This is a genomic window from Pseudomonas sp. R2-37-08W (genome assembly GCF_003851705.1).
GTDB lineage: Bacteria > Pseudomonadota > Gammaproteobacteria > Pseudomonadales > Pseudomonadaceae > Aquipseudomonas.
On sequence record NZ_CP027728.1, the window covers coordinates 519,405 to 545,014 of the forward strand.

General features: G+C 62.4%; 24 protein-coding genes and 1 pseudogene. 6 read left to right on the top strand and 19 right to left on the bottom strand.

Features of this window, described 5'->3' with window-relative positions; genetic code table 11:
* Position 1 precedes the first annotated feature (1 nt).
* From C4J93_RS02195 to C4J93_RS02250, 12 genes are all read right to left on the bottom strand, one after another.
* A complete protein-coding gene (locus C4J93_RS02195) occupies positions 2–2,320 on the bottom strand; it encodes an MMPL family transporter (RefSeq protein ID WP_124428476.1) in 2,319 nt (772 codons plus the stop codon).
* A complete protein-coding gene (locus tag C4J93_RS02200) occupies positions 2,304–2,987 on the bottom strand; it encodes an outer membrane lipoprotein carrier protein LolA (RefSeq protein ID WP_124428477.1) in 684 nt (227 codons plus the stop codon). Before C4J93_RS02200 ends, C4J93_RS02195 begins: the two co-directional genes overlap by 17 nt.
* Positions 2,984–3,409, bottom strand: coding sequence for a thioesterase family protein (locus C4J93_RS02205; protein ID WP_124360939.1), 426 nt, complete (start codon positions 3,407–3,409; stop codon positions 2,984–2,986). Before C4J93_RS02205 ends, C4J93_RS02200 begins: the two co-directional genes overlap by 4 nt.
* A complete protein-coding gene (hutH, locus tag C4J93_RS02210; RefSeq protein ID WP_124428478.1) occupies positions 3,402–4,943 on the bottom strand; it encodes a histidine ammonia-lyase in 1,542 nt (513 codons plus the stop codon). The genes C4J93_RS02205 and hutH overlap by 8 nt, the downstream gene beginning before the upstream one ends.
* A complete protein-coding gene (locus C4J93_RS02215; protein ID WP_124428479.1) occupies positions 4,927–5,862 on the bottom strand; it encodes a glycosyl transferase in 936 nt (311 codons plus the stop codon). The genes hutH and C4J93_RS02215 overlap by 17 nt, the downstream gene beginning before the upstream one ends.
* Complete coding sequence (locus C4J93_RS02220) at positions 5,859–6,593, bottom strand: glycosyltransferase family 2 protein (protein WP_124369328.1); 735 nt, start codon at positions 6,591–6,593, stop codon at positions 5,859–5,861. The genes C4J93_RS02215 and C4J93_RS02220 overlap by 4 nt, the downstream gene beginning before the upstream one ends.
* Before the next feature lie 171 nt (positions 6,594–6,764).
* Entirely contained in the window at positions 6,765–8,432 is a 1,668-nt protein-coding gene (locus C4J93_RS02225) for an acyl-CoA synthetase family protein (protein ID WP_124428480.1), read from the bottom strand.
* Entirely contained in the window at positions 8,429–8,974 is a 546-nt protein-coding gene (locus C4J93_RS02230; protein ID WP_124428481.1) for a hypothetical protein, read from the bottom strand. Before C4J93_RS02230 ends, C4J93_RS02225 begins: the two co-directional genes overlap by 4 nt.
* On the bottom strand, positions 8,971–9,225 hold the full coding sequence (locus C4J93_RS02235; RefSeq protein ID WP_124428482.1) for an acyl carrier protein: 255 nt from the start codon (positions 9,223–9,225) through the stop codon (positions 8,971–8,973). Before C4J93_RS02235 ends, C4J93_RS02230 begins: the two co-directional genes overlap by 4 nt.
* A gap of 9 nt (positions 9,226–9,234) precedes the next feature.
* Positions 9,235–9,510, bottom strand: coding sequence for a phosphopantetheine-binding protein (locus C4J93_RS02240; RefSeq protein ID WP_124369330.1), 276 nt, complete (start codon positions 9,508–9,510; stop codon positions 9,235–9,237).
* Entirely contained in the window at positions 9,488–10,300 is an 813-nt protein-coding gene (locus C4J93_RS02245) for a 1-acyl-sn-glycerol-3-phosphate acyltransferase (RefSeq protein ID WP_124365558.1), read from the bottom strand. Before C4J93_RS02245 ends, C4J93_RS02240 begins: the two co-directional genes overlap by 23 nt.
* Positions 10,276–10,995 carry a beta-ketoacyl synthase chain length factor gene (locus C4J93_RS02250; RefSeq protein WP_124406101.1) on the bottom strand — a complete coding sequence of 240 codons (720 nt, stop codon included), beginning with the start codon at positions 10,993–10,995 and terminating at the stop codon, positions 10,276–10,278. Before C4J93_RS02250 ends, C4J93_RS02245 begins: the two co-directional genes overlap by 25 nt.
* Before the next feature lie 315 nt (positions 10,996–11,310).
* Between C4J93_RS02250 and C4J93_RS02255 the strand changes: the two genes are divergently transcribed.
* Positions 11,311–12,081: a ParA family protein gene (locus C4J93_RS02255; RefSeq protein WP_124428483.1), complete on the top strand. Its 771-nt coding sequence runs from the start codon at positions 11,311–11,313 to the stop codon at positions 12,079–12,081.
* 469 nt (positions 12,082–12,550) lie between these two features.
* A complete protein-coding gene (locus C4J93_RS02260; protein ID WP_124369334.1) occupies positions 12,551–12,772 on the top strand; it encodes a DUF6124 family protein in 222 nt (73 codons plus the stop codon).
* Positions 12,773–12,901: 129 nt separating this feature from the next.
* Here C4J93_RS02260 and trxC read toward each other — a convergent pair whose 3' ends face one another.
* Complete coding sequence (gene trxC / locus C4J93_RS02265; protein WP_017138537.1) at positions 12,902–13,336, bottom strand: thioredoxin TrxC; 435 nt, start codon at positions 13,334–13,336, stop codon at positions 12,902–12,904.
* Between the two features lie 223 nt (positions 13,337–13,559).
* Between trxC and C4J93_RS02270 the strand changes: the two genes are divergently transcribed.
* On the top strand, positions 13,560–13,856 hold the full coding sequence (locus C4J93_RS02270; RefSeq protein ID WP_124406105.1) for a type II toxin-antitoxin system HigB family toxin: 297 nt from the start codon (positions 13,560–13,562) through the stop codon (positions 13,854–13,856).
* Positions 13,853–14,254 carry a type II toxin-antitoxin system HigA family antitoxin gene (locus C4J93_RS02275; protein WP_124365564.1) on the top strand — a complete coding sequence of 134 codons (402 nt, stop codon included), beginning with the start codon at positions 13,853–13,855 and terminating at the stop codon, positions 14,252–14,254. The genes C4J93_RS02270 and C4J93_RS02275 overlap by 4 nt, the downstream gene beginning before the upstream one ends.
* Positions 14,255–14,258: 4 nt before the next feature.
* On the opposite strand, the gene selO is transcribed toward C4J93_RS02275, so the two are convergent.
* From selO to C4J93_RS27610, 5 genes and pseudogenes are all read right to left on the bottom strand, one after another.
* On the bottom strand, positions 14,259–15,722 hold the full coding sequence (gene selO, locus C4J93_RS02280; RefSeq protein WP_124428484.1) for a protein adenylyltransferase SelO: 1,464 nt from the start codon (positions 15,720–15,722) through the stop codon (positions 14,259–14,261).
* Positions 15,723–15,770: 48 nt separating this feature from the next.
* The gene (gene mscK / locus C4J93_RS02285) at positions 15,771–19,148 is read right to left on the bottom strand and encodes a mechanosensitive channel MscK (protein WP_124419127.1); all 3,378 of its coding nucleotides are present in this window, start codon (positions 19,146–19,148) and stop codon (positions 15,771–15,773) included.
* Between the two features lie 49 nt (positions 19,149–19,197).
* The gene (locus C4J93_RS02290; protein WP_124365567.1) at positions 19,198–20,940 is read right to left on the bottom strand and encodes a potassium/proton antiporter; all 1,743 of its coding nucleotides are present in this window, start codon (positions 20,938–20,940) and stop codon (positions 19,198–19,200) included.
* Between the two features lie 255 nt (positions 20,941–21,195).
* The gene (locus C4J93_RS27605; protein ID WP_371850830.1) at positions 21,196–22,068 is read right to left on the bottom strand and encodes a methyl-accepting chemotaxis protein; all 873 of its coding nucleotides are present in this window, start codon (positions 22,066–22,068) and stop codon (positions 21,196–21,198) included.
* Between the two features lie 30 nt (positions 22,069–22,098).
* Positions 22,099–22,875: pseudogene (locus C4J93_RS27610) on the bottom strand (MCP four helix bundle domain-containing protein); the annotation flags it as partial.
* A gap of 223 nt (positions 22,876–23,098) precedes the next feature.
* Here C4J93_RS27610 and C4J93_RS02300 point away from each other — a divergent pair.
* Together C4J93_RS02300 and C4J93_RS02305 are read left to right on the top strand one after the other, a co-directional pair.
* Positions 23,099–23,329: a hypothetical protein gene (locus tag C4J93_RS02300; RefSeq protein WP_124360957.1), complete on the top strand. Its 231-nt coding sequence runs from the start codon at positions 23,099–23,101 to the stop codon at positions 23,327–23,329.
* Positions 23,326–23,616: a cell division protein ZapA gene (locus C4J93_RS02305; protein ID WP_057724383.1), complete on the top strand. Its 291-nt coding sequence runs from the start codon at positions 23,326–23,328 to the stop codon at positions 23,614–23,616. Before C4J93_RS02300 ends, C4J93_RS02305 begins: the two co-directional genes overlap by 4 nt.
* Here the strand turns inward: C4J93_RS02305 and C4J93_RS02310 are convergent.
* Positions 23,613–25,415: an acyl-CoA dehydrogenase gene (locus C4J93_RS02310; protein WP_124428485.1), complete on the bottom strand. Its 1,803-nt coding sequence runs from the start codon at positions 25,413–25,415 to the stop codon at positions 23,613–23,615. The genes C4J93_RS02305 and C4J93_RS02310 overlap by 4 nt on opposite strands.
* Positions 25,416–25,610 lie beyond the last annotated feature (195 nt).

The following is a 25,610-nucleotide window of genomic DNA, read 5'->3' on the forward strand; positions in this document are numbered from 1 at the left end:
TTCATAAGGCGTGTTTCTGTTGCCCGGCCCAGGGCGCCAGCATAAAGCTGAATGCCAGGCCGAGGCTGACCGACAGGCCGAAATTGCTCACTGCCGGGGTACTGGAGACGGCCAGCAGGCCGAACGATAACCAAGTGGTCAGCGCGGCCAGTAAGGTTCCCAGCAGGCTCACGGCAGCACCGCCGATCTGTTCGCGCATCAGGATCGCATAATCGACGCTGATGGCCGTGACCAGCAGCAGGCCGAACAGGCTGAACAGGGTCAGCGGCTGGCCCAGCCAACCGAGGCTGGCCAGGCTGCACAGCGCCGCCAGCAGCGGCAGCGCGACGATGCGCAAGGCGCCGGTGAAGCCGAAGGGCAGCATCAACAGCACCACGATCAGCACACAGGACAGCAACTTCAATTCGGCGGCGCTGATTTGGGTGTCGGCAAACACACGGTTCAAGTCACCCAGGCGATCCACCAGTTGCACGCCGGGCAAGTCCACGGCCTGCACCCGCAGCAAGGCTGGGTTGTTCAGGCCTTGCAGGCTGACCATCGCCGCCACGCCGCCGTCTACCGGGCCCAGCCACAGCGTACGCCATGGCTCGGCCAGCGGGCCTTTAAGCGCGGCGTCGATGTCTTCGGTGGGCAGCGCCTGCAACTGCGCGACTTCGGCCTGCAGCGCTGCGGCGGGCACGCCGAGGTCCAGCAGCGGTTGCCAATGCTGCGCGAGTGTATCCAGCGCCGCGCGCAGTTGCTGCTGCTCGGCGGGCAGGTTGACCAGCTGATTCAGCGCCAGGTAACCCTGCAGCTTGTCCATGTTCACCAGTTGATCCAGGCGCTGGCCGAGGGCGGCCTGGCGCTCCAATAACTGCTGCTGAGTGTCGGCGCGCACCAGGAAGAACTGGCTGGTGGGCTGGAACCCGGTGATGCGCGCCACGGCCTGGGCCTCCTGCAGCAATTGCGGCGGTGCGCCGATCCACTGGCGGATATCGTTTTTAGTGTTCAACTGCCACAGGCCACCGGCGCAGAACAACAGCACCCACACCAGCAGCACCGAGCCTGGTACGCGCTTGATCAATGCAGCCCGCCATTGCCACAAGCGTTCGGCGATGCGCAGCGGCCATTGTGCCGGGCGCAGCTCCACACCGTTGAGCAGCGCGGGCAGCAGGCACACGGCCGAGAGATAGGCGCCGACCAGGCCGGCTGCGGAGAACACCGCGATTTGCGTCAGCGCCGGGAACGGCGTCCAGGCCAGCGCCAGATAGCCGATGCAACTGGTGGCCAGGCTCAGGCTCAGCCCTGGCAGGGTCAAGCGTAATGCCGGCCAACTGCGCCAGGGTTGCAGGCTCCAGCTTTTGGATAGGTAGTGCAGCGGGTAATCCACCGCCACGCCGATCAGGCTCGAGCCCAGCACCAGGGTCATCACATGCATATGGCCGAACAGCGCCACACAGGCCACGGCGCCAAACAGCATGCCGACTACGACCGGCACGAACGCCAGCAGCACCCGCCAGCGCCGGAACGCCAGCAACAGCAACAGCAGGATGCCCACGGTTGCGCCGCCGCCGACCCAGGTGATTTCCCGCGTGGCTTGCTGCTGCCCATTGGCCGCATAGAGCAAGCCGCTGGCGGCGAGCAGTTGCACACCTTGCTTGCCTGCCTCGGCGCGGCTGGCCTGGAGCAGATCGGCCACTTGCAGCGGCAGTTTCATATCGAACGCATTGCCGGTGGTGCGCGCCCGCAGTAGCACCCAGCTTTTGCCGTCGGCGTCGGCGATCAGCGCGCCGCTGCCGATATCCAGCTGTACCGCGCCGTGTTGCGGCTGGCTGTTCTGGATGCGCCCGGTCAGGCCCAGCCAGTCGTCCTGGCTCGGCACCAGGCTGAAGCCGGTAAAGGGGTCGAACAGCGACTGCACACGCTGCTGGATAAAGGCCTCAGGCTGTTCGATCAGTTGCTCGCGGTCCTTGGCCGCCAGCATCGCCAGGCGGCCGCGCAGCAGCTGTTCGCGCAGCGCCGGCAAGTCGGCTTGCAGGTTCCATTGCACCTTTTCAAACAGGCCGCTGGCTTGCCAGCGCTCGGCCAGTTGCTGCGCCACGGCCAGCGCTTGCTGGCGGTCGGCATGCCCCACCAGCACCAGCATCTCGCGGTTCAGCGGCTCCTGCATGCGCTGCTCGGCTTGCAGCTCCAGGGCGTCCGGCGTACTGCCGGGCACCAGCTCCATCAGGTTGGCCGACAGCGGCGCACCCTCGCGCCACTGCCAGCCGGCCAGGGCCAATACGGCCACCAGCAGGATCAGGAACAGGCGCGGCAGCAGGCGCTCACTGGGCAAAGTCATGTTGCTCGGCAATGCTCAATGGCTGGTTGGCGTTGCTGTCCTGCATGCGCAGCAGCGTGCTGTCGCCCTGGGTTTCCAGCAGCTCAATGGTATTGACTAGCTCGCCGCCGTCGATATTGATCTGGGTGAACACCTGCTTGAGCAGCAGCGAACGCGGGATCAGCGTCAGCTTCCATTGCTGGGCTTGCCCTTGCAGTTGCAGTTCGAAGTCACGTTGCAAGCCACTGCTGTCGCCCTGCAGCACCGCGAGGAACAGGCGATTCTGCTCGGCGCCGGCGCTCTTGTTGGGCAGCAATTGCCAGCCGTTGGCGTCACGCCGAGCGATGCCCTGGGCGCTGATGCGGTAGTCCTGTTGCAGCGGGGTCTTCAACAGCCACAGCAAACCATGGTCCTTGGCCAGCACGAAGGTGCCTTTGCTGACCAGCGGCTGGGGCAGGGCGCGCAGGTGTTTTTCCTGGATGAAGTTGCCGTGGATCACGCGGGGTTTGGCCAGTTGATCGCTGAGCTGTTGCAGGTCGAAGGCGTGGGCGCTGAAGCTCAGCAACGCGGCGGCCACTGTAGGAGCGAGCTTGCTCGCGAAAAACCTGAGGGCCCTGCGGGGTGTCAGGTGCTGCGCGTTATCGTTGGTGATCTTCGCGAGCAAGCTCGCTCCTACAGGGGATCTCATTTCAGGGCCCTTTCTACGGCGTCGGTGAAGACTTTGGGCGAGGCCAGCTGCATCTCGCGGCTGGCGATCTCTACCGCCACTTGCACGGTGCTGGCGCGGGTCAGGCGTTCGCCGCTGGCGAGGTCGGTGATCAGGTAATTCACCTTCAAGCGATTCTCCCACTCCACCAGGCTGGCGCGCACGTTGAGGGTTTGGCCGAAGGTCGCGCCGCGCACATAGCGCAGCTGCATGTCGATGATCGGCCAGGCGTAGCCGGCTTCGAGCATCGCGGTGTAGTTGTGGCCGATCTTGTCCAGCAGCGCGCAGCGCGCCACTTCCAGGTATTTCACGTAATGCCCGTGCCACACCACGTTCATCGAGTCGATATCGAAAAACGGCACGAGGATTTCAGTGTCGCTGTGCAATACGCCGGGACTACGCATGCAGCCTCCAGTGTTGCGCGGCAATACGTTGCAGGCACAGGCGCAGTTCGCCTTCCAGGGCGCGGTCTTCAATGACCGGCGGGAAATCCTTGGCCAGCGCTTCATGCATCGCCGCCAGCGCCGGCGGCAACGGCCGGGCATCGTCGGCCTGGGCGCGCAGCCATACTCCTTGGTTGGCGGCGAGCAAGGTGGCGGCGGCAACCTGCTCGGTCAACTCCAGTACGCGGATCGCATCGCGGGCGGCGATGGTGCCCATGCTCACTTTGTCCTGGTTATGGCACTCGGTAGAGCGCGAAAACACGCTGGCCGGCATGGTGTTTTTCAGCGCTTCGGCGGTCCAGGCGCTGGTGCCGATCTGCACGGCCTTGAAGCCATGGTTGATCATCGCGCGGTCGGCCGGCGCGCCCGACAGGTTACTCGGCAGGCCGTGGTTGTAACGTACGTCCACCAGCAGCGCCAGTTGGCGGTCGAGCAGGTCGGCGACGTTGGCCACCAGGGTTTTGAGGCTGTCCATGGCAAAGGCGATGTGCCCGCCGTAGAAGTGCCCGCCGTGCAGCACGCGTTCGGCTTCGGCATCGATGATCGGGTTGTCATTGGCGCTGTTCAGCTCGATTTCGATAAACGAGCGCAACCAATTCAGGCTGTCGGCCAGCACGCCGAGCACATGGGGCGCGCACCGCAGCGAGTAGCGATCCTGCAGGCGGTGCAGCGGCGCAGTCGGTGCATCGATAGCCAGGTCCTGGCGCAGCCAGGCGGCGACTTGCATCTGCCCGGGGTGGGGCTTGGCGGCGAACAGGCGTTCGTCGAAGTGTTCCGGGTTGCCTTGCAGCGCCACCACATTGAGCGCGGTGATGCGCGTGGCCAGGTGCAGCAGGTAGTCGGCGCGGGCGAAGGCCAGGCAGGCAATGCCCGTCATCACCGCAGTGCCGTTCATCAACGCCAGGGCTTCCTTGGGCCGCAGTACCAGCGGCTCCCAGCCGAGTTCGCGGTGCACGTCGGCGGCTTGGCGCCGTTCGCCACGAAACAGCACTTCACGCTCGCCGGACAAGGTCGCCGCCACATACGACAGCGGCGTCAGGTCGCCGCTGGCGCCCACCGAGCCTTCTTCTGGAATCAGCGGCAGCACATCGTGTTCGAGGAAACCCTGCAGGCGCTCCAGCAGTTCCACGCGCACGCCCGACACGCCATGGCACAGCGACTGCAAGCGCGCCGCCAGCACGGCGCGGGTGGCTTGGGCGTCGAGCAATTTGCCCAGGCCGCAACCGTGGAAGGTGTAGAGATGACGCGGCAGCGCTTCGACATGGTGCAACGGCACCGCGACCACGCACGAGTCGCCGTAACCGGTGGTCACGCCGTAGATCACGCCTTCCTTGTCCAGCAGCGAGTCAAGAAACTGCGCGCCCTTGGCGATGCGCTGGCGATACGCGGCATCGTTCTGCAAGCGGGCAGGCACCTGACGGTTGGCCAGGGCCAGTACGTCTTCGATGCGCAGGGGGCGTTCGCCAAAGGTGATCGGCTCAAGAGGCGTCGTCATCGGTCTTCCAGAAAGGGTAAAAGTTGAACCACTGTTGAGGCGCCTGCAGGCAGAACTCACCCAGGCGTGCGGCGTAGCGCGCGGTCCACAGGGCGATGACCTGCTCGCGGGTGCTGCGCTTCCATTCGATCGATTGGGCGAAGGGCTCGATGGTCAGGCGATAGCGGCCCTGATGCTTGAGGCACATCAGCAGATTGACCGGGCATTTGAGCAGGCCGGCCAGCAGCCACGGACCTTGGGGGAACGCGGCTGCATGCCCGAGGAAATCCACGCACACCGTGCGCCCGCCGTGCAGCGGGATGCGATCGCCGGCAATCGCCAGCCATTCGCCGTCGTCCAGGCGCTGGCTGAGCAGCAGCATGGTGGCCGGGTCCAGCTCGCTGACCTGGATCAGGCGCAAGTGGGTCGCGCCCGCTTCGCCCAGCAGGCGATTGAAACGCTCGGCATGCTTGGTGTGCACCAGCACATTCATGGTCACGCGTTCGCCGATTTCCGCCAGGGCGCGGCACACTTCCAGGTTGCCCAGGTGCGCGCCCACCAGCATCTGCCCGCGCTCGCCTCGCAATTGGCCGCGTAAGTGCGCCGGGTCGTTGATGTCGATCTGTTCCAGGCGCAGCTTGCCGTTCCACACGTCCAGCTTGTCGAGCAGTGAGTCGGCGAAGGCCATGAACTGGGCAAAGACCGTCCTGTGGCTCGGCAGCAGGTCATCACGCCCGCTCCACTGCGCCAGGCGCTGCTGGTAGTGCCAGGCGCTCTGGCGCGCGGTGCGGCCGAACAGGAAAAAGTACAACACAATGCTGTAGAGCAACGGGCTCAACAGGCGGCGGCCGAGGACTTTTGCCGCGACCGCCGTGAGTTTCATCAACCAGAAGCTGCCGCGCTCCTCGCGATCGGCCCAGTGTTTGCCGCTGTCGCTCATGCCTGCCACCGGCGCCACAGGATGGCCGGCGCCCGCACCAGCATGCCGAAGAACAGCCGCGTGTGCATGGCGCTGATGCGCAGGTTGTCGCGGAACAGGCGGAAGTGCGACAGGCCGTCGGCGGGGTAATGCACCTGGGTCGGCAGCCAGCGCATGGGCTGGTTGCGCCAGGCCAGGCGCACGAGGATGTCCGAGTCGAAATCCATGTGTGTGCCAATGTAGGCCGAGTCCATCAGCGCCAGCGTGGGGGCCAGCGGGTACACGCGAAAGCCGCACATCGAGTCGCGAATCTGCAGCGACAGGGTGTTGATCCATACCCACACGTGGGTCAGGTAGCGTGCGTAGAGGCGGCCTTTGGGCACGCTGTCGTCGTATTCGGGGTAGCCGCAGATGACGGCGTCGGGGTGCCGGCGCGACGTGTCGATGAAAGTCTCGACTTCGCGCAGGTCATGCTGGCCGTCGGCATCCACCTGCAGGGCATGGGTGTACCCCAGCCGCGCGGCTTCGCGAAAGCCCGCCATGACCGCGCCGCCCTTGCCCTGGTTGCGGGGCAGCGTCAGCAGGGTGACATGTTCCAGCGTCGCCAACTGGGCCAGCACCGCCGCGCAGGCCGCGCTGCTGCCGTCGTCCACCAGCAGGCAGGGCAGGCCGCTGTCCAGCAGGCTGTGGACCACTGCGGGCACGGCCGCTTCATGGTTGTAGACCGGGATCAGGGCGCAGGGGTTATGCATGGTGGACCTTCTCAAGGTTGTCGCTCATCTTGTGGCGAGGGAGCTTGCTCCCGCTGGGCTGCGAAGCAGCCCCAATGCAGGCGAACGAATTCATCCTGGCAAATGGCGGTGCCTGAGTCGGGAGTGCTGCGCACTCCAGCGGGAGCAAGCTCCCTCGCCACAAAAGCCTATTCACTTGGCAGGCTCCAGCACTATCCGGCCACTGGAGCAGGCGGCGGCGCCATTGCGGTAGGCGAAGTACAACTTGCTGCGTTCGCGGTCAAAGCGCAGGTGCAATTCGATGTGATCACCGGGGCGCACCAGTTGCTGGAACTTGAGCACTTCCATACCGGCGAACGTCGCCGGCAGGTCGAGCAATTGCTGGCCCAGATTGAAGGCCCATTCCACCTGCACCACCCCCGGCAATACCGGCGTCACCGGGAAATGCCCGCTGAAATAGGCCAGGTCCGGCGGCACGCTCAGTTGCAACGTCCATTCGCCGTCGGTTTCGACCTGCGCCAGCACCTCCGGCGCCTTGGGGCGCGGCGCCAGCAACAGCGCCTCGGTATCGGCCTGGGGCAGCTTGCCCTGGCTGTTGAGCGGCAATTGGCGCAGCAAACGCCAGCGGCGGGGCAAGGCCAGGGCTTCGCAATGCTGGCTCAGGTGCTGGCGCAGGGTTTGGGTCACCGTGCGCCGGCCCTGGTTGCGCAGGGCATGCAGGCCCTCGGCACTCAGCACCACCAGGGCGCCGAGTGAGGCGCGATTTTCCTGCACCACGCCCAGGCGGGTGTCGGCAACCCATGGATGGTTCATCAAGGCCTGTTCGAGCATCGGCAAGGCGATGCGTTTTTCTTCCAGCTTGACGATGCGGTCCAGGCGCCCGAGCAGCTCGAAACGGCCATCGGCATGGATGCGCGCGGCGTCGGCGGTCTGTTCGATATGCCCCTCGGGCAAGTAAGGCGAGGCAATGCGCAGGGCACCGTCGGCATCCTGGCTCAGCTGTACATCGGTAAACGGCTGCCACGGCTGGGCACCCTGGCGCCAGGCGATACCGCCGGTTTCCGAGCTGCCGAGGATTTCCGTGGGCCATTGCTGCAAGCGGTCGTAGAGGCTGGCGGCGGCGTCGACGGGCAAGGCACCGCCGGAGGAAAACACCCGGGAGACCTGGCTCAGCGCCGGCCAGTCGAGGTTATCGCCCATGCGTTTGAGCAGCGCCGGGCTGGCCACCCAGGCGAAGTGCGGATGCTCGCGACTGGCGCGCTGCAGGTCCTCGGGGAATGCCAATTGCCTGCGCACAAACGTGCGACCGGCGCACAGCGGCCACAGCACGCGGAACAGCAAGCCGTAGATATGTTGGGTGGCGACGCTGCCGATGATGCAGGCGTCTTTCAGGTCGGCGCCCCACAGCGCTTCCAGCGCCTGGACCTCATTGGCCAGCTGGCGCAGCGACTTGTCGATGCGTTTGGGTTCACCGCTGGAGCCGGAGGTGCACAGGCTCAGTTGGCAGCTATCCAGGTCGAGTGCGGCTGGGCTCAGTGGCGTGTGATACAGCGCTTGCAGGTCCGACGCCTGCGTCAGCCAGGCGTCGACGGCGGCGGCCCAGCGTTGGCGGGTCTGGGGTTGCAGGTCGGCCGGCAGCAGCACGCTGACCCCGGCACGCCAGGCGCCGAGCAGGGCAATCGCCAGCACGCCCGCGTCTTCCAGGTGCACCGCCAGGCGCTGTATGCCACGCGCCTGCATGCCTGCCGCCAAGCGCAGGGATTGCTCCACCAGTTGAGCATGATTCAGCGCAGGCTCAATAGTGACCTGGCGGTGTTCCTGCGGCTCGAGCAGCAGATGCTCAAGTTTCAAACCTTTCATACGCGGCCTCGAACCCTTTGTCGTACCAGCCATTCCACGGCAAACAACAGCCCCATCAGCCCGTAGGCGATCAAACCGTTGTACAACGTCCACCAGCTCAGCGGCGCCCACAGAGTGAGGGCGGCGGCGAGCAGGCCATTACCCAGGAAAAACACACTCCACACGACGGTGACCCGGCGCGTATACACAATTGCATGCGGCGACAACTGCGGGTCGCTCATGCGCGCCAGGCGCTCGACCATCGGCGGCCCGTATTTAAGGCTCAGGCCGAACAGTGCCAGCATGAACGCGCTGACCAGGCTGGGGTACCAGCGCAGCCACTGCGGGTTATCGAACCAGGCCAGCGCCAGGCAAAACACAATCACCACCATCGCCATCCAACGACTGCCGGGGCGTCGCGCAGCGGTGAGCGCGCGCAGCAGCCACAGGCTGCCCAGCAGCAGGCCGAATTGCCATGGCGCAAAATGCTCGGTGCCGTAATACACCGCAAAGGGGTACAGCAGCCCCGCCAGCAGCAGGCCAAGGCCGATCAGCCGGCTCATGCGGCGGGCTGGACCAGACGGTACACCGCCTCAACCACGTCATTCACGGTGCGCACCGCCTTGAATTCGTCGGCGGCGATCTTCTTGCCGGTCTGGCGCTTGATATGGTCGATCAGGTCCACCGCATCGATGCTGTCGATTTCCAGGTCCTGGTACAGGTTGGCATCGAGGGTGACGCGTTCAGGTTCCAGTTCAAACAGTTCCACCAAGGCGTCGCGCAGGGTGTTGAAAATATCGTCACGAGTTTGCATGGTCCGGTCTCAAGCTGCCTGTCTGGCCGTGACGAATGCCGCAAGGCTGGCCACGTTGGTGAAGTGATTGCGCGTGTCCTTGGCGTCGGCGTCGATCTTGATGCCGTACGTTTTCTGGATGGCCAGGCCCAGTTCCAGGGCGTCGACCGAATCCAGGCCCAGGCCTTCGCCGAACAGCGTCTGGTCGCTGCCGATGTCGTCGGCACTGATGTCCTCCAGGCCCAGGGCCTCGATGATCAGCGTCTTTATGTCGTGCTCAAGGCTAAGGCGGTGTTGGTCGCTCATCTTCGGCGAGCTCCTTAATGAAATAGTGATGCAGGTAATCGTTGAGCTTGCGTGACGCCTGAGGCGCGGGGCCCAGTGCGGCGAACGCCTGTGGTTCTATATCGGCACCCACGCGCAAACTGAAGTGGAATCGGCATCTGGGAATGCGATACCAGGGTTCGGCCTTGGTCAGGGTGGTGGGGCTGACCTTGATCACCACTGGGGTGATGATTGTCGCACCCCGCAGCGCAATGGCCGCGCCGCCGCGATGAAAGGCAGGCGGCGCGCCGGGTGTGGTGCGGGTGCCTTCGGGAAAGATGATCAGGGTCTGGCCTGCGCGCAGGGCGTCGGCCGCCGCGTCCAGCATGTCGGCGCTGCCGTCGTTGCTGATATAGCCGGCGTCGCGCACCGGGCCGCGGGTGAACGGGTTCTGAAACAGGCTCTGCTTGACCACGCAATTGGTCTGGCGCATCAGGCCGATCAGGAACACGACGTCAATCAGCGACGGGTGGTTGGCGACGATCATCTGGCCGGGGCGGCCGAGTTTGTCCGCACCCTCGACGCTGTAGGTGAGGATGCCCAGAAACTTCATCATCCGGATAAAAAACCAGAACAGGCAACTGATGGTGTGACGTGCGCGTCGTTGATGCTGCCTGGCGTCGCCCGGCAGGCAACTGAGCAGCGGGAATACCAGCAGGCGCAGGCACAGCCCGCCGACACCGAACATAAAGAAGCTGGTGGCCGTGGCGAACAGGCGCCAGTAATAGGCCTGCCGTGGTTTGTCGGTCAGGATTTGCGTCGCCAGTTCCATACTCGGTTCTTCCAGGCATGTTGGCAGGCGCCCTGTTCGGTCAGCAGGGTGCGCAGCAGGTTCAGGGCGTGGGGCCACTGGGTTTGAGTGAGTTGGACAGCGCTGCTGTTTAGTTCCAGTTGCCACTCGTCGCCGGGCGTGAGCAAAAGACCGAGGGCGTAGGGGAAGGGCACGTCGGCGATCCAGCTGGCATACGCCTCGGGCGGTTGTTCCTCGGTAATCACCAGCAATACCGCCGGGGCGCCTTCGTTGAGCAACGCGGCGGCTTCGAGCAGGCCGTGTTCGAGGCCATCGCCGGCGGCGGCGAGGGCGGTCATTTCGCTGGTTTCATTGCGCAGGATCGACCACAGGCCAATCACCGCATTGTGCACCGACAGGCTGAACTGGGTCGGCGACAGCGGCTGTTCGTTGGCCAGGTCACTGAGGATGTCGAGGGTGCGCGGGGTCTCGCCGTGGCGCGAAACAAACACCAGCGGCAGCGCTTCACGGCCTTCGGCCAGCGGCCAGCCCACACTGAATGCCATGCGCGCCAGACGGCTCAAGCGCCGGCGCTGCATGGCTGGCAAAAATGACACATCCGGAGAGGCATCGCTGGCGGGCAGCAACACCGGGTCCCGGCACCAGGCCAGCCAGTCGTCCGCACGCTCCAGGCCAGGGGCCCAGGCGCGCCATTGGGCGATGTTGAAGTTGATCACTGAGAAGTTATCCCGCCCCTGCGGGCTTCCATGTGCGGCCAATGGCCCCGGATTCCGGGACAGAGGGCAATGGCCGAATGGCGCGCATTATCCCGGTGCCGTGGGCTTCTAGCAAATATTGGTAATAATTTGTTCACGACGGATCACAAATAAATTGGACGGATTCACAAATTGTGCGTGATAGAGGGCCGAACTGGATTGTCGGAGCGTTCCCATTCATTTGTGGGCCAGGCACAGCGAATGGGTGAACGAGGTAGCTAACCGGCGCTTTTGCGCTCTACACTCGGTCATTCATTGATACACGGAGGTTTTCCCATGCGGCGCGTGGTGTTCAATCAGAAAGGCGGCGTGGGCAAGTCCAGCATCGCCTGCAACCTGGCGGCGGTCAGCGCCAGCGAAGGTTATCGAACCCTGTTGGTGGACCTCGATGCACAGGCCAACTCCACCCAGTACCTTACGGGGCTGACCGGCGCCGACATCCCTATGGGGATCGCCGACTTTTTCAAGCAAACCCTGTCTTCCGGGCCGTTTTCGAAGAAAAACAAGGTGGATATCTACGAAACGCCGTTCGATAACCTGCACGTCATCACGGCCACCCCGGAACTGGCAGACCTGCAGCCCAAGCTTGAGGCCAAGCACAAGATCAACAAGCTGCGAAAGCTGTTGGACGAGTTGAGCGAGGATTACGACCGTATTTACCTGGATACGCCGCCGGCGTTGAATTTCTATGCGGTGTCGGCGCTGATTGCCGCTGATCGTGTGCTGATTCCCTTTGATTGCGACAGCTTCTCGCGCCAGGCCTTGTATGGCCTGTTGGCTGAAATCGAAGAATTGAAGGAAGACCACAACGAAGGCCTGGAAGTCGAAGGCATTGTGGTCAACCAGTTCCAGGCCCGGGCGAGCCTGCCGCAGCAGATCCTCAATGAACTGATTGCCGAAGGCTTGCCGGTATTGCCGGTGTACCTGGCCAGCTCCGTGCGCATGCGCGAGTCGCACCAGGAGAGCAAGCCGCTGATTCATCTGGACCCACGGCATAAGCTGACGCTGCAGTTTGTGGAACTGCATAACCTGCTGGAAAGCGCCTGATCTTAAGGGCTACATAGATCCAATGTGGGAGGGGGCTTGCTCCCGATTGCGGTGTGCCAGCCAGCTTATCTGTAGCTGGCTCACCGCAATCGGGAGCAAGCCCCCTCCCACATTTAGTGTGCATTCCAACTGGAGTTTGGATTTGTCCCACAGAGGCTGTAGGACAGGTCTGGCAATAGGGCTTGTGCCTTGTAACCTTGCCTACAGCTACGCCAGAATCCGCCGGCTTGTGCGTCTGGATGGGCATCTCTAAGGTTTGCCGGTCGCTGAATGTTCAGTGATCGGGTTTAGTAGCCCGTGGTGAGACGTACGGTAAATCGTCGGTCAGGACTCTCCTGAATTTGATGGTGGCTGTACGAAGGGCGCTTTCGGGCGCGCCGGTTGTGTCTCCCCGGTCTACTAACCTGCGTACAGCTGCCACCCTCCGTTTAGTAGCGGGTTGGTTGCGGCTTCTACCCGGAGACGATTCATGGTTAACCTCTATACCGTTACCCCTAACCTGCCCACCGAAACCCTCGTGCTCAACAGCTACGAAACCTTCGCCTCAGTCCGCACCTTATTACTCAATCTGTCCAACGACCTCACCGGCGAGCACCGCGACGTGGCCTTGGCCATCCATCAATTGAGTGAGCTTGGCGTCATGCTGGTCAGCCAAATGATGGACCGCCAAGCCCCACTGGTCCAAGGCTGAAACGCGGTCAAAATGTGGGAGGGGGCTTGCTCCCGATGGCGGTGTGTCAGTCCTGCACTTGGCAACTGATCCACTGCTATCGGGGGCAAGCCCCCTCCCACATGGTTTGATGTTGTTCTGATGGGCCGGTTACACGCCTTGGCTGCGCAACCAACTCATCAATTGCGGCAACGGAAAGGCCCCACTCTGGCGCGCCACTTCGCGGCCATTCTTGAACAGAATCAAACTGGGAATCGAGCGAATCCCCAGCTGCGCCGACAACTGCTGATTGGCCTCGCTGTCCAGCTTGGCCAGCCGGCACTTGCCTTCCAGCTGACCGGCGGCCTGTTCAAATACCGGCGCAAACGACTTGCACGGCCCGCACCACTCCGCCCACACATCCACCAGCAACGGCAGGTCACCCTTGATCTGGCTGGCGTAGTCGCCCTGTTTCAATTCAAAAGGTTTGTTCAGTAAAACCGGCTGCTTGCAGCGCCCGCATTTTGGAGCATCACCCAGGCGTTCGCCGGGGATGCGGTTGAGGCCGTTGCAATGTGGGCAAGGGATTACGAGAGGTTCAGACATCGGAGGCTCCTGGGGACTGGCCAATAGGTTGTATCTGGTGCCGAGGCTGAGATTTATCAAGGCTGGGTGCAGAGACTCATTCGCTCACAGTTTTGCCCGCGCTGCGGTGAGTCGTCTGTCTAGGCTTTTTGGTGTGCGCCACCGGTCTGTTTTTGGTTATAGCAAATTGCGATAGTCCGGATTCAGGCTTAACCTTCATAGCAAGATGCGATAAGGACGTTGCATGCGAGTGATCAGTGAAAAAAGGATCTGGGAAGCCAAGGAAAAATGGCCGCGTTCAGCAACGGCTCTGGATCAGTGGTACCGCGTCATCAAGCGCAACAACCCCGCAGACTTCGCTGCAATGAAAGCCATGTTTCCCGCGACCGACAAGGTGGGCGAATTTCATGTGTTTGATATTGGCGGTAACAAGCTGAGGCTGATTGCGTCGGTGCAGTATCGGGCGCAACGCGTTTACATCAAGCATCTGCTTGACCATCGCGATTATGAGAAAGACAAATGGAAGGAAAAAATCAGATGAGCGCGCTTATGCGAGTAGCGGCAAAGCATTGGGAATACGTTGCGCCTGTGCTGCGCAAGCCGCAAAACGAGGCAGACTACGACGCACTGGTCTGCGGTTTGGATGAGCTGTTGAGCCTGGTGGGCGATGACGAAGACAGTCCGCTGATGAGCCTAGTCGATATTTTCAGCGACTGGATCGAAGCCTACGACCGTGAACATCGTCCAATGCCAGTGGCCAGCGGTGTTGATGTGCTGCGCTACATGATGCGCGAGCACAATCTCACTCAGAGCGACCTTCCGGGGGTCGGGGCGCAATCAGTCGTCTCTGAGATATTGAGCGGAAAACGCCAGCTTAACGTGCGCCAAATTCGGTGGTTGGCCGAGCGCTTCGGGGTCTCCGTGGAGACCTTTATCTAAAGGCTCAAGACGAACAACTGATCTCCAGATGCTTGCCCCAATCCGGCGGCCGCTGTGCGTACTGTTCCATTCCCGCTTGTTCCTCAAACGGCTTGGTCAGCACCTCATGCAGCCGTCGCACTTCGCTGTAATCGCCTGACTCGGCAGCGGCGATGGCGTTTTGTGCGAGGTAATTGCGCAGGATGTACAGCGGGTTCACGGCATGCATGCGTTCACGGCGCTGTGTCTCGCTGTCGTCCCCGTCTCGGGCAACACGGGCCTTGTACAGGTCGGCCCAGGCATCGAACCCGGCCAGGTCGACAAAGTCATCGCGTAGCCGCGTGACTGCCAAGGCTGCCGACTCATCGCCAAGACGTCGGAAAAACAGCGTGTAGTCCACGCCGCTGTTCTGCATCAGCTTGAGCAAGCGTTCCACCAGCTGCTGGTCGTCGTCTTCGGCGGTCGTCAGCCCCAGCCGGCGACGCATCAGGTCCAGGTAGTGCGCTTGATACAGCGGCAGGTACAGGCCAAGGGCTTCTTTGAGGGCGTCAACGCTGATAAACGGCGTCAGCGCCTGGGCCAGCGCGCTGAGGTTCCACTGCCCGATCGGCACCTGATTGCTGAAGGAATAACGCCCCTCATGATCGGAATGGTTGCAGATGAAGTGCGCATCGAAGTCATCCAGAAACGCAAACGGCCCGAAGTCGAAGGTGATGCCCAGGATCGACATGTTGTCAGTATTCATCACGCCATGGCAGAAGCCATACGCCTGCCATTTGGCGATCATCTCGGCATTGCGTTCGACGACTTCACGGAACATCGCCAGGTAAGGTTCCGGTTGTTCGCGGCACTCGGGAAAGTGCAGGTTCAAGACGTGTTCAGCCAGCTCGGCCTGCTGCTCGGGCTGCTTGGTGTAATAGAAATACTCGAAATGCCCGAAGCGGATATGACTGGGCGCCAGGCGCAACACCATCGCCCCGCGTTCCTGTTTTTCACGCCATACCGGTGTACTGGAGCCGATCACGCACAAGGCGCGACTGCTGGGGATGCCCAATGCATGGAGGGCTTCGGAGGCGAGGAACTCACGGATCGAGGAGCGCAATACCGCACGCCCGTCGCCCATCCGCGAGTAGGGCGTCATGCCTGCGCCCTTGAGGTGCAGGTCCCAATGCTCACCGGCCTGGTTATACACCTCGCCCAGCAGCAACCCTCGGCCATCGCCCAGTTGCGGGCTATAGCCGCCGAACTGATGCCCGGAATAGACCATCGCACGTGGTTCCGCTTCGGCCCATAGCTTATGGCCACCAAACAGTTCGGCAAACACGGGCGTTTCGGCCACGGCCGGGTCAAGGTCGAGCAGGGCCATGGCGGCGGCGCTCGCCACTACCAGGCGCGGCTCGTCCAGGGGCTCGGGCAGCACGTGGGTTGAGAACGCATCGCCCAGGCGTGCGAAGCGGTTGTCGAAGGTCAGTTCGTCGAGGGCTTTCACCGGCCATCTCCAGCAGGATGCCCCCAGCGTTTTGCTGGGGGTAATTCGTTAGTCGAGTTTGCTCGGCGGTGGTTCAGGCGCGTCTGCGACCTTTCCGGCGGGCGGCTCGGGAGTGTCCTGCTCGGGCGCGACGATGGTCTTGTGCTCGTCTTCCACCGGAACCAGTTTGTATTCGTGGCCTTGCATGTTTTTCAGGTACACCTCCATCTGCCTGAACGAGATGTTGATGTGCTGTTTCTTGAACTCACGGTTGATAAAGCGGTTGACCTCGTCCAGCACAGGGTTGCGGTCGCCCAGGTCGCGCACATGCATGCGCAGCTCGTGGTCGAGGGTGCTTTCGCCGAAGTTGAGGAAATACACGTGGGGCTCGGGCTCTTTCAGTACCCGTGGGTTTTCCTTGGCGGCCTTGAGTAACAATTCCTTCACCAGATCCAGGTCGGAGCCGTAGTCCACGCCCAGTTTCAAGGTGACCCGAGTGATGGTGTCGGTCAGCGACCAGTTGATCAGTTGCCCGGTAATGAAGGTCTTGTTCGGGACAATGATGTCCTTGTTGTCGAAATCGGTGATGGTGGTGGCGCGAATGCGGATCTTGCTCACCGTGCCCGACAGGTTGCCGATGGTGATGGTGTCGCCGATGCGCACGGGGCGTTCGAACAGGATCATGATGCCGGAGATGAAGTTGGCGAAGATTTCCTGCATGCCGAAGCCCAGGCCGACCGACAGCGCGGCCACCAACCATTGCAACTTGTCCCAGCTCACGCCCAGGGTGGACAAGGTGGAGACAAAACCTACGCCGGCAATCACATAGGACAGCAGCGTCGTGGTGGCATAGGCGCTGCCTTGTGCGAGCTCCAATTTGGACAGCACCAATACTTCGAGTAGACCGGGCAGGTTGCGTGCCAGGGCGAAGGTGATACCGATGATGATCAGCGCGCCGAGCATGTCGCCGATGCTGATCGGCACCATGCTGATATTCGAGCCGGTGCCGCTGGTGTATTCGTACAGCGTGACGTTATCGAGGTAGGAAAATACCGAGATCAGGTCCGACCAGACCCAGTACAGGGCTGCGATAAAGCCCCCGAGCAAGGCCAGGCGGATCAGGCGCAAGGATTGCTCGTTGACCTTTTCGATGTCCAGGGTGGGCTCTTCCACCACCGCTTCGCCTTCACCGGCTTCCTTGGCGGCCTGGCGTTTGGCCAGGGCGCGCGCATAGGCCAGGCGTCGGGCGGCAACGCTCAGCCAGCGCACGAAGGTGGCTTCGATTACCAGCCAGAACATCAGCAGGTACAGGGTGTTGATCAAGCGGTCGCTGAGTTTCAGTGCGGTGTAGTAGTAGCCAAAGCACACGGCAATAAACAATGCGACGGGCAGGGCGGTGAAGACCAGCCCGATCGTCTTGCGAAACAGCGAGGCTTTTTCATGGGTGGGGCTGTTCAGCAGCAGGCGACTGAGCAACCACGCCATCAAGGCATAGCAGGTGAGGACCACGGCGATGCCCAGCACATCTTCGGCAAGCGCCGCCGGTTGGTGCTCGGCGATGGCGACCACGGCCACCAGGGCCAGTACCACCAGCCCGAGCTTGCGTACCCAGCCTTGCAGGAATTCGACCTGGGGTTTTTCCCAGCGAAAGTGCAACTCGGCCACGCCGCCGGGCGCCAGGATGCGGTAAGCGGTGTAGAACACCAGCCACGCCTGGGCGATCTGCAACAAAGCCGAGCCCAGGTTGGCGTTTTGCCCACGGGCGTCGATCTGCAACGCATAGCCGCACAGCGCCAGGCCCAGGGACACCGGCATCGCCAGCAGGATATTGATCAGGATCGCCTGGGGCGTGTGCCACTGGCTGTCGCGCTTGAAGTGACCGATGTCCAGGTGAACTTTGTTGAGGCGCTGATACAGCGCCTTGCGCCGCCACAGCAGCGCGCCGATCAACAGCAGCAGCGGCAGGAACAGCCACGGGCGCTGGGTCAGGCCGTCATACAGTTCGCTGACGCTGGAGGCCCAGGGCAGGGTGGTGATTTGCTTGCTCAGGTGCGCCGGTACGGTCTCCAGCCACTCGGTGTCCAGCGGCTTGTTGCTGGGGATCCAGAACATCTGTTCATCGAGCGTGGCGCGCAGGGTGGTGGCGGTGCTCAGCAGTTGTTTCTGGTTCAGTTGCAGGGTGATGGATTCGTTGAGCAGCGCGCTCAATTCACGGCTCAGGCGCTCCAGCAGGTCGCTGCGGGTAATTGCCAGTTCCAGCAGGGTGCGACGCAATTGCGGGGTGACGTCGTCCGGCGGCTGGTTGGCCAGCAGGTTATCCACATACGCGCTGGGCGAGCTGATCAGCTCGCGCTGCTGGTTGACCTCGAACTGGTACAGGCGAATGTTGGCGATGTCGTCGGCCAGGTCGCGGTCGACGGTCAGGCGTGGCAGCGCCTGTTTCTGCTTGTAGAGGATCTTGGACAGCAGGAGGCTGCCCTTGAGCACGTTGATCTGCTCGTCCAGCGCCGAATCGCTTTGGGTGACGGTGTCTAGTTGCTGCTTGGTCTGCAGGTTTTTCTGGGTCAGGTCGTTGAGGCGGTCGGTGCTCTTGAGCAAGTAGTCGGAGAGCTTCAGGTTGGCCGCGCTTTCCGTGGCCAGCAGGCTGCTGCCGCCGGCTTTCTGCGCTTCGATGGACTGTTGGGTCACCGTCTGCTGGGACTGGGCCAGGCGTTTCTGGTTGATCAGGGTTTGCAGGTCCTGGATTTCCTGCTCCAGGCGCGCGGTTTTTTCCTGGATCAGGTCGTGCTGACTGTTGCCCAGGTCTTGCAACTGGCTGTTGCCGGCCAGTTCCTGGCGGCGCAGGGGGATCAGCGCATTCAGGGCGGCGAGTTCGGCGTTGAGCTGGTTGCGCTGGTCGGCGCTGAGGGCTTTGCCGTTGTCTTTGCCGGTCTTGAGGGTCGCATTGATCTGCTGGATGCGCGTCTGGCTGCTGCTGATCTCGGTCTGGGCGCGCTCGGGGCGGGTTTGGGCGGCGATGGTCAGGCTATTGGCGTCGGCCAGCTCTTTTTGCAGATCACCTTGCTGGGTGGTGCGTTGCACCAGCAATTGTTCAAGCTGCGGCACGGGCAGGCTGGCGTAGCGTTGGGCCACCGGGATGATTTTGGTGGCCTTGAGCCGAGTCAGCTCGCGCTGGTTGTCCGTCGTCTGGCGCGGGGCATCTTCCAGCTGGCGCTTCAGGTCTGCCAGGCGCTGCTCGTACTCTTGCTTGTTAGCCAGGAACGTCAGGGTCTGTTGCAGGATGCTCTGCAACGCCTTCATGTCGGCGTCGGGCAGCTTGCGGTCGGGCAGTTTGTCCAGGGTTTGCTGGACGGCGTCGGCGCTGGGCGGGTCGGCCGCGTGAACGGTGCCAACACAAAGAGTCAGGCCCAGCAGGGCAGTAGCGAGAAAAGTGCGCAGGGTTGGCATAGAGACCGGTCGAGCTAGATGAAGAATCGGGGCGTTGTGGCCCCGCAGTTTAGAGGAAGAGACCGGGGCCCGGGCGACTTCCTTCGGGGAATCTGACGCCGACTTTGCCAATCTTGTTCCCGTCCATGACCGCGACGGTCCAGATGGTGTTGTTCCATTCCACCTGGTCGCCCACCACCGGCGCGCCGCCGACTTTCTGGGTGATGAAGCGGCTCAACGGCATGTCCGGGTCGATACCTTCAAGCTTGAGCCCGTACAGCGCCGACACCGCGCCGAGCTGGGCGTCGCCTTCGAGTACGAAGTCGCCGAAGAAGCGCAGGTCGAGGCCGCGTTGCGGCGCCTGGCTGAACAGTTTGCCCAGGGCCGGCAAGTTATGTTCATGGCCGATGACGCAGAGCAAATCATCGACTTCCAGCACCGTACTACCCGACGGGTGGAGCAGTTGCTGGCCACGGAACAGCGCCGCGATCCGCGTGCCCTCGGGCATTTTCAACTCGCGCAGGGCGGCGCCGATGCACCATTTCTCTGCGCCCAGGCGGTAGACGAACAGCTCCCACTCGCTGGTGACGTGCACTTCCAGGGCTGCGCGGGAAATCGGCGCCGGGTCCGGCGGTACGGTGACTTTCAGCAACTTGGCCACCCACGGCAGGCTGGTGCCCTGCACCAGCAGCGACACCAGCACGATAAAGAACGCCAGGTTGAAGTACAGCTGGGCATGGGGCAGGCCGGCCATCAGCGGGAACACCGCAAGGATGATCGGCACCGCGCCGCGCAGGCCGACCCAGGCGATAAAGGCTTTTTCCCGGCCGTGGAACGCCTTGAAGGGCAACAGGCCGACCATCACCGACAGCGGCCGTGCAAACAGGATCATCCACAGCGCCAGGCCCAGTGCCGGCAGGGCGATCGGCAGCAAGTCATGGGGCGTGACCAGCAGGCCCAGCACCAGGAACATGCCGATCTGCGCCAGCCAGGCCATGCCGTCGAGCATATGCAGGATGCCATGACGGCTGCGCACCGGTCGGTTGCCGATCACCAGGCCGCACAGGTACACGGCGAGAAAGCCGCTGCCGTGCAAGGCGTTGGTCAGCGCGAAGACGAACAGGCCGCCGGCGATCACCAGGATTGGGTAGAGGCCGGTGGCCAGGTTGATGCGGTTGACCATCTGCAGCATCAGCCAGCCGCCGCCCAGGCCGACCAGGCCGCCGATACCGAACTCGCGGATCAGGTGGGTCAGCAGGCTCCAATGCAGGCCGGTCTGGCCGCTGGCGAGCATGTCGATCAAGGTCACGGTGAGGAACACCGCCATCGGGTCGTTGCTGCCGGATTCGATTTCCAGGCTGGCGGTCACCCGTTCGTTCAAGCCCTTGCCGCCCAGCAGCGAGAACACGGCTGCGGCGTCGGTGGAACCGACGATGGCGCCGATCAGCAAGCCCTGCACGATGTTGAGGTCGAACAGCCAGGCCGCGGCCATGCCGGTGAGGCCGGTGGTGATCAACACGCCCACCGTGGCCAGGGACAACGCAGGCCAGAGTGCCACGCGAAAACTCGCCACCCGCGTGCGCAAACCGCCGTCGAGCAGGATCACGGCCAGCGCCAGGTTGCCCACCAGGTAGGCGGTCGGGTAGTTATCGAAGATGATGCCGCCGCCATCGACGCCGGCGATCATGCCCACGGCCAGGATGATCACCAGGATCGGGATGCCCAGGCGCGACGACAGAGAACTCACCAGAATGCTCGCACTCACCAGCAACGCGCCGATCAAGAACAGGCTGTTGATGGTCGTCGCATTCAAAGGCAGTACTCCAGAGCAGGGAAAGACAGGGCGCAAACTGACCATGCAGTCTGCGTGCCAGGGATTCTAACCTGTTGAATTGCTGCGCTGTCAAAAAGCTTTTGTGGGGGGAATCCCATTATGAAGGTTTCCACCTGGCTCCAAATGTGGGAGGGGGCTTGCCCCCGATGGCGGTATGCCAGCCAGCTTATTTGTAGCTGACCCACCGCAATCGGGGGCAAGCCCCCTCCCACATTTTTAAGCCAGTGCAGTCAGTCAGAGCCGGAAGCGGCCCACCATGCCATTGAGGTCCACCGCCAGGCGCGACAACTCGCTGCTCGCCGCGCTGGTCTGGCTGGCGCCTGTCGCCGATTGCACCGACAGATCGCGGATATTCACCAGGTTACGGTCGACTTCCCGCGCGACCTGCGCCTGTTCTTCCGCCGCGCTGGCGATCACCAGGTTGCGCTCGTTGATCTCGACAATCGCCGTATTGATGGTATCCAGCGACATCCCCGCGCCCTTGGCGATGTTCAGCGTGGATTCGGCGCGCTCAGTGCTGTTGCGCATCGAATCCACCGCATGCTCGGTGCCGGCCTGGATGCTGCCGATCATGCGCTCGATCTCGCTGGTGGACTGCTGGGTACGATGGGCCAGTGCCCGGACCTCGTCCGCCACTACCGCAAAACCACGCCCGGCCTCACCGGCCCGCGCCGCTTCGATGGCCGCGTTGAGGGCCAGCAGGTTGGTCTGGTCGGCCAGGCCACGGATCACGTCCAGCACTTTGCCGATATCGCGGGATTCATTGGCCAACTCACCGATCAAGGTGGCGGTGGCTTGCACGTCGCCGCTCATGCGTTCGATGGCGCTGACGGTTTCCTGCACCAGGTCACGGCCATCACCGGCCGAGGTGGTGGCGTTACGCGAGGCTTCGGAGGTGCTCACGGCATTGCGTGCGACTTCCTCGACCGCGCTGGTCATTTCGTTCACCGCGGTGGCGGCCTGTTCGATCTCATTGTTCTGCTGGGTCAGGCCACGCGCGCTTTCGTCGGTGACGGCGTTGAGCTCTTCGGCGGCCGATGCCAGTTGCGTGGCGGAGCCGGCGATGCGTTGCAGGGTGTCGCGCAGTTTGTCCTGCATCTTGGCCATGGCGGCGAGCAGGCGGCCGGCCTCATCGTTGCCGTCGACTTTGATCGGGCGCGTGAGGTTGCCTTCGGCCACTTCTTCGGCCGCTTCCAGCGCCTGGGAGATCGGCACGGTGATGCTGCGGGTCAGCAGCCAGGCGAACAACAGGGTCAGCGCGGTGGCGATCACCAGCAGGCTCACGACCATGTTGAAGGCCAGGTCGTACTGGTCTTTGGCTTGCTGGTTGGTGTCCAGGGCCATGCTGTTGTTGATTTCCAGCAGGCGGCTGAGCACCGCATTGACCTGCTCGGAGTTGTTCAGCAGTTCAGTGTTGAGCAGGGCGCGTAATTCGTCGACCTGGTTGGCCCGGGACAGGCTTTTCATGCGCTCTTCGATCTGATGGTACTGGGCCAGTAACCGCACGTATTCATCGTAGGTCGTTCGTTCTTCGCGGCTCTCGATCAGCTTCTCATACACGCCCTGGGCGGTGCGGATCTGCTGGTTGCGCACGTCGAAGGCTTCCAGGGTTTTTTGCTGTACCTCCGGCTCGCGGTTGGTGAGCAAGCGGTACGACAACACGCGCAGGCGCAAGGTCAGCTGGGTGAATTCGTCGAGGGCGCGGATGCTTGGCACGCTGGACAGGGTGATGTCTTCGGTGGCAGCACGGATCTTGCTCATCTGGTTCAGGGCGAACACGCCGAGAAACAACATCAACGCGCCGATAAACGCGAAGCCGAGGAAAGCCCTCGGGGCGATATTCATATTACGAAGGGACATGCTGGAATCCTGGGGAGAAGCGCGATCCGTGCGGCCATGAGACGGGGTGTGCATCGCGTATCGGCCCTGCGACTAAAGTCTTAAGGGGGCGCGCGCTTTTGTCGCAGCTGACCGGGGGTTGCACGGATTCAGGAACCAGATCGGGTAATTGCAGTCACTAAGGCTCGAAAGCGCGGCCCGGCCCTTGAACATCGGGCTGCGCGCCGGGGATAACCCTGGCATCCGAGGTGAATTTTCTTTATCGTCACCGCCCTTTTAAAAAGCCCGAGAAATCAAAATGTTAGAAGCATCCCTCAGCCAACTGGAACAACTGGTCAACGACCTGGTACAGCAGAACCAGGACCTGCTGAGCAGCAACGAATCCCTCAAGGCGCAGCTGGCCCAGGCCAAGGATGAAAACGACAGCCTGCAACTGAACCTGATGGAACAGGAAGAAAAGCATGGCGCCACCGCCGCCCGCATCCAGGCACTGGTTGAGCGTGTGAGCGCAGGGCCTGTCAGCGCATGAATGAAGGGATAAAGGTCGTTTCGATTCTCGGTGAGGATTACTCGATCAAGGCGCCGGCCGGGGAAGACCAGACCCTGATGCACGCCGTGACCATGCTCAAGGCTTCCCTGGCCACGACCAAGAAAAAGTACCCGACCCTCATTGGTGACAAATTATTGGTATTGGCCGCGCTGAACCTGTGCGCCGAGCAGATCGAAATGCAGCAGGCTCACCAACAGGAACTCGACCGTTACCAAGAGCAAGTCAGCGCCACGGTCGAGGTGATTTCCAAGGCGATCCAGCCTTAGAACCACGCATCCTGCATCCCCAGGCACGTATCGTCGCGTGCCTCCAGAATCGCCAGTTCATGATGGCAGCTTGGTACTTCCCAGGTCAGGAAGTACCGGGCGGCCTGGAGCTTGCCTTTATAGAAGGCCACATCGGCCGCGTTGCCCTTGGCCAGCCCTTCTTCGGCGCGAATCGCCTGTTCCAGCCAGCGCCAGCCAATCACCGTGTGCCCGAACACTTTCAGGTACAGCGCCGAGTTCGCCAGGCTGCTGTTGACCTTGCCCTGGGCGAGATCGCTCAGCAGGCCGAGAGTCACGCTTTGCAGGCGGTTGACCAATTGCTCCAGCGGTTCCCTTAGTGCGGTGAGCGATGGGTATGGCTGCGCCCGAGCACCTGTCTCGGCGATCAGTCGAATCAATTGCTTGAGCCCGGCACCGCCGTTCTGCGCCAACTTACGCCCAAGCAGGTCCAGGGACTGGATGCCATGGGTGCCTTCGTGGATCGGATTCAGGCGGTTATCGCGGTAGTACTGCTCGACCGGGTACTCGCGGGTATAGCCATGGCCGCCGAGAATCTGGATCGCCAGTTCGTTGGCCTTGAGGCAGAACTCCGACGGCCAGGATTTGACGATGGGGGTCAGCAGGTCCAGCAACTCGTGGGCTTGTTTGCGTTCGGTTTCGCTTGGCAGGGTGGTGGTGTCGTCGAACAGGCGTGCGGCGTACAGGCCCAGGTCGAAGGCGCCTTCCACGTAGGCTTTTTGGGTCAGCAGCATACGTTTGATATCGGCGTGCTGGATGATCGACACCGGCGCGGTGCTCGGGTCTTTGCTGTCCGGCAGGCGGCCTTGCGGACGTTCGCGAGCGTACTCCAACGAGTAGAGATAGCCCGCGTAACCGAGCATCACCGCGCCCATGCCGACGCCGATCCGTGCTTCGTTCATCATCTGGAACATGCAACTCAGGCCCTGGTGCGGCTTGCCCACCAGATAGCCGACACAGTTGCCGTTATCGCCAAAATTGAGTGCTGTGGACGTCGTGCCGCGCCAGCCCATCTTGTGAAACAGCCCGGCCAGCAGTACATCGTTGCGCTCGCCCAGGCTGCCGTCAGCGTTGACCAGGAATTTGGGCACGATAAACAACGAAATGCCCTTCACTCCGGCCGGTGCGTCGGGCAGCTTGGCCAGCACCATATGCACGATGTTTTCCGACAGCGGGTGGTCGCCACCGGAGATGAAGATCTTGTTGCCCTTCAGCCGATAGCTGCCGTCAGCCGCAAGCTCCGCGCGGGTACGAATATCCGACAGGGATGAGCCAGCGTGCGGCTCGGTCAAGGCCATGGTGCCGAAGAAGCGTCCTTCGATCATCGGTTGCAGGAAGCGTTGTTTCTGCTCCTCGGTGCCGAAACTTTCGATCAGGTTGGCGGCGCCCATGGTCAGGAACGGGTAGGACGTTGATGCCGCGTTGGCGGATTGGAAGTGAGCGAAGCAGGCCTGGGACAGCAGGGTCGGCAACTGCATGCCGCCGGCTTCGAAGCTGCGGGCGGCATTGAGGAAACCGGCTTCCAGGAAGGCATCTACCGCCGGTTTCACTTCCGGAATCAGAATCGCCTTACCGTCTTCGTAGCGCGGTTCGTTTTCATCGTTCTTGCGGTTGTGAGGCGCGAAGTACTTTTCGGCAATGTTGCGCGCTGTGCTGATGGCGGCGTCGAAGGTTTCGCGATTGTGCTCGGCAAACCGCTCGCGCTGGGTCAGGCCCTCGGCATCGAGGACTTCATACAGCTCGAAAGCCAGATTGCGGGAACTGAGCAGCGTCTCGGACATGGCGGCTTACCTTTGAGGAATTGCCGTGAGTCTAAGTGCGCGAATAGAGGCTGGATAGCAAGATTGATCTGGGTGATGGAGGAGCAGAACTCGGAGAGAGGGAATTGAAATGCAATCAAATGTGGGAGGGGCTTGCTCCCGATAGCGGTGTGTCAGCCAAACATAAGCTGGCTGATCCATAAGATCGTTCCCACG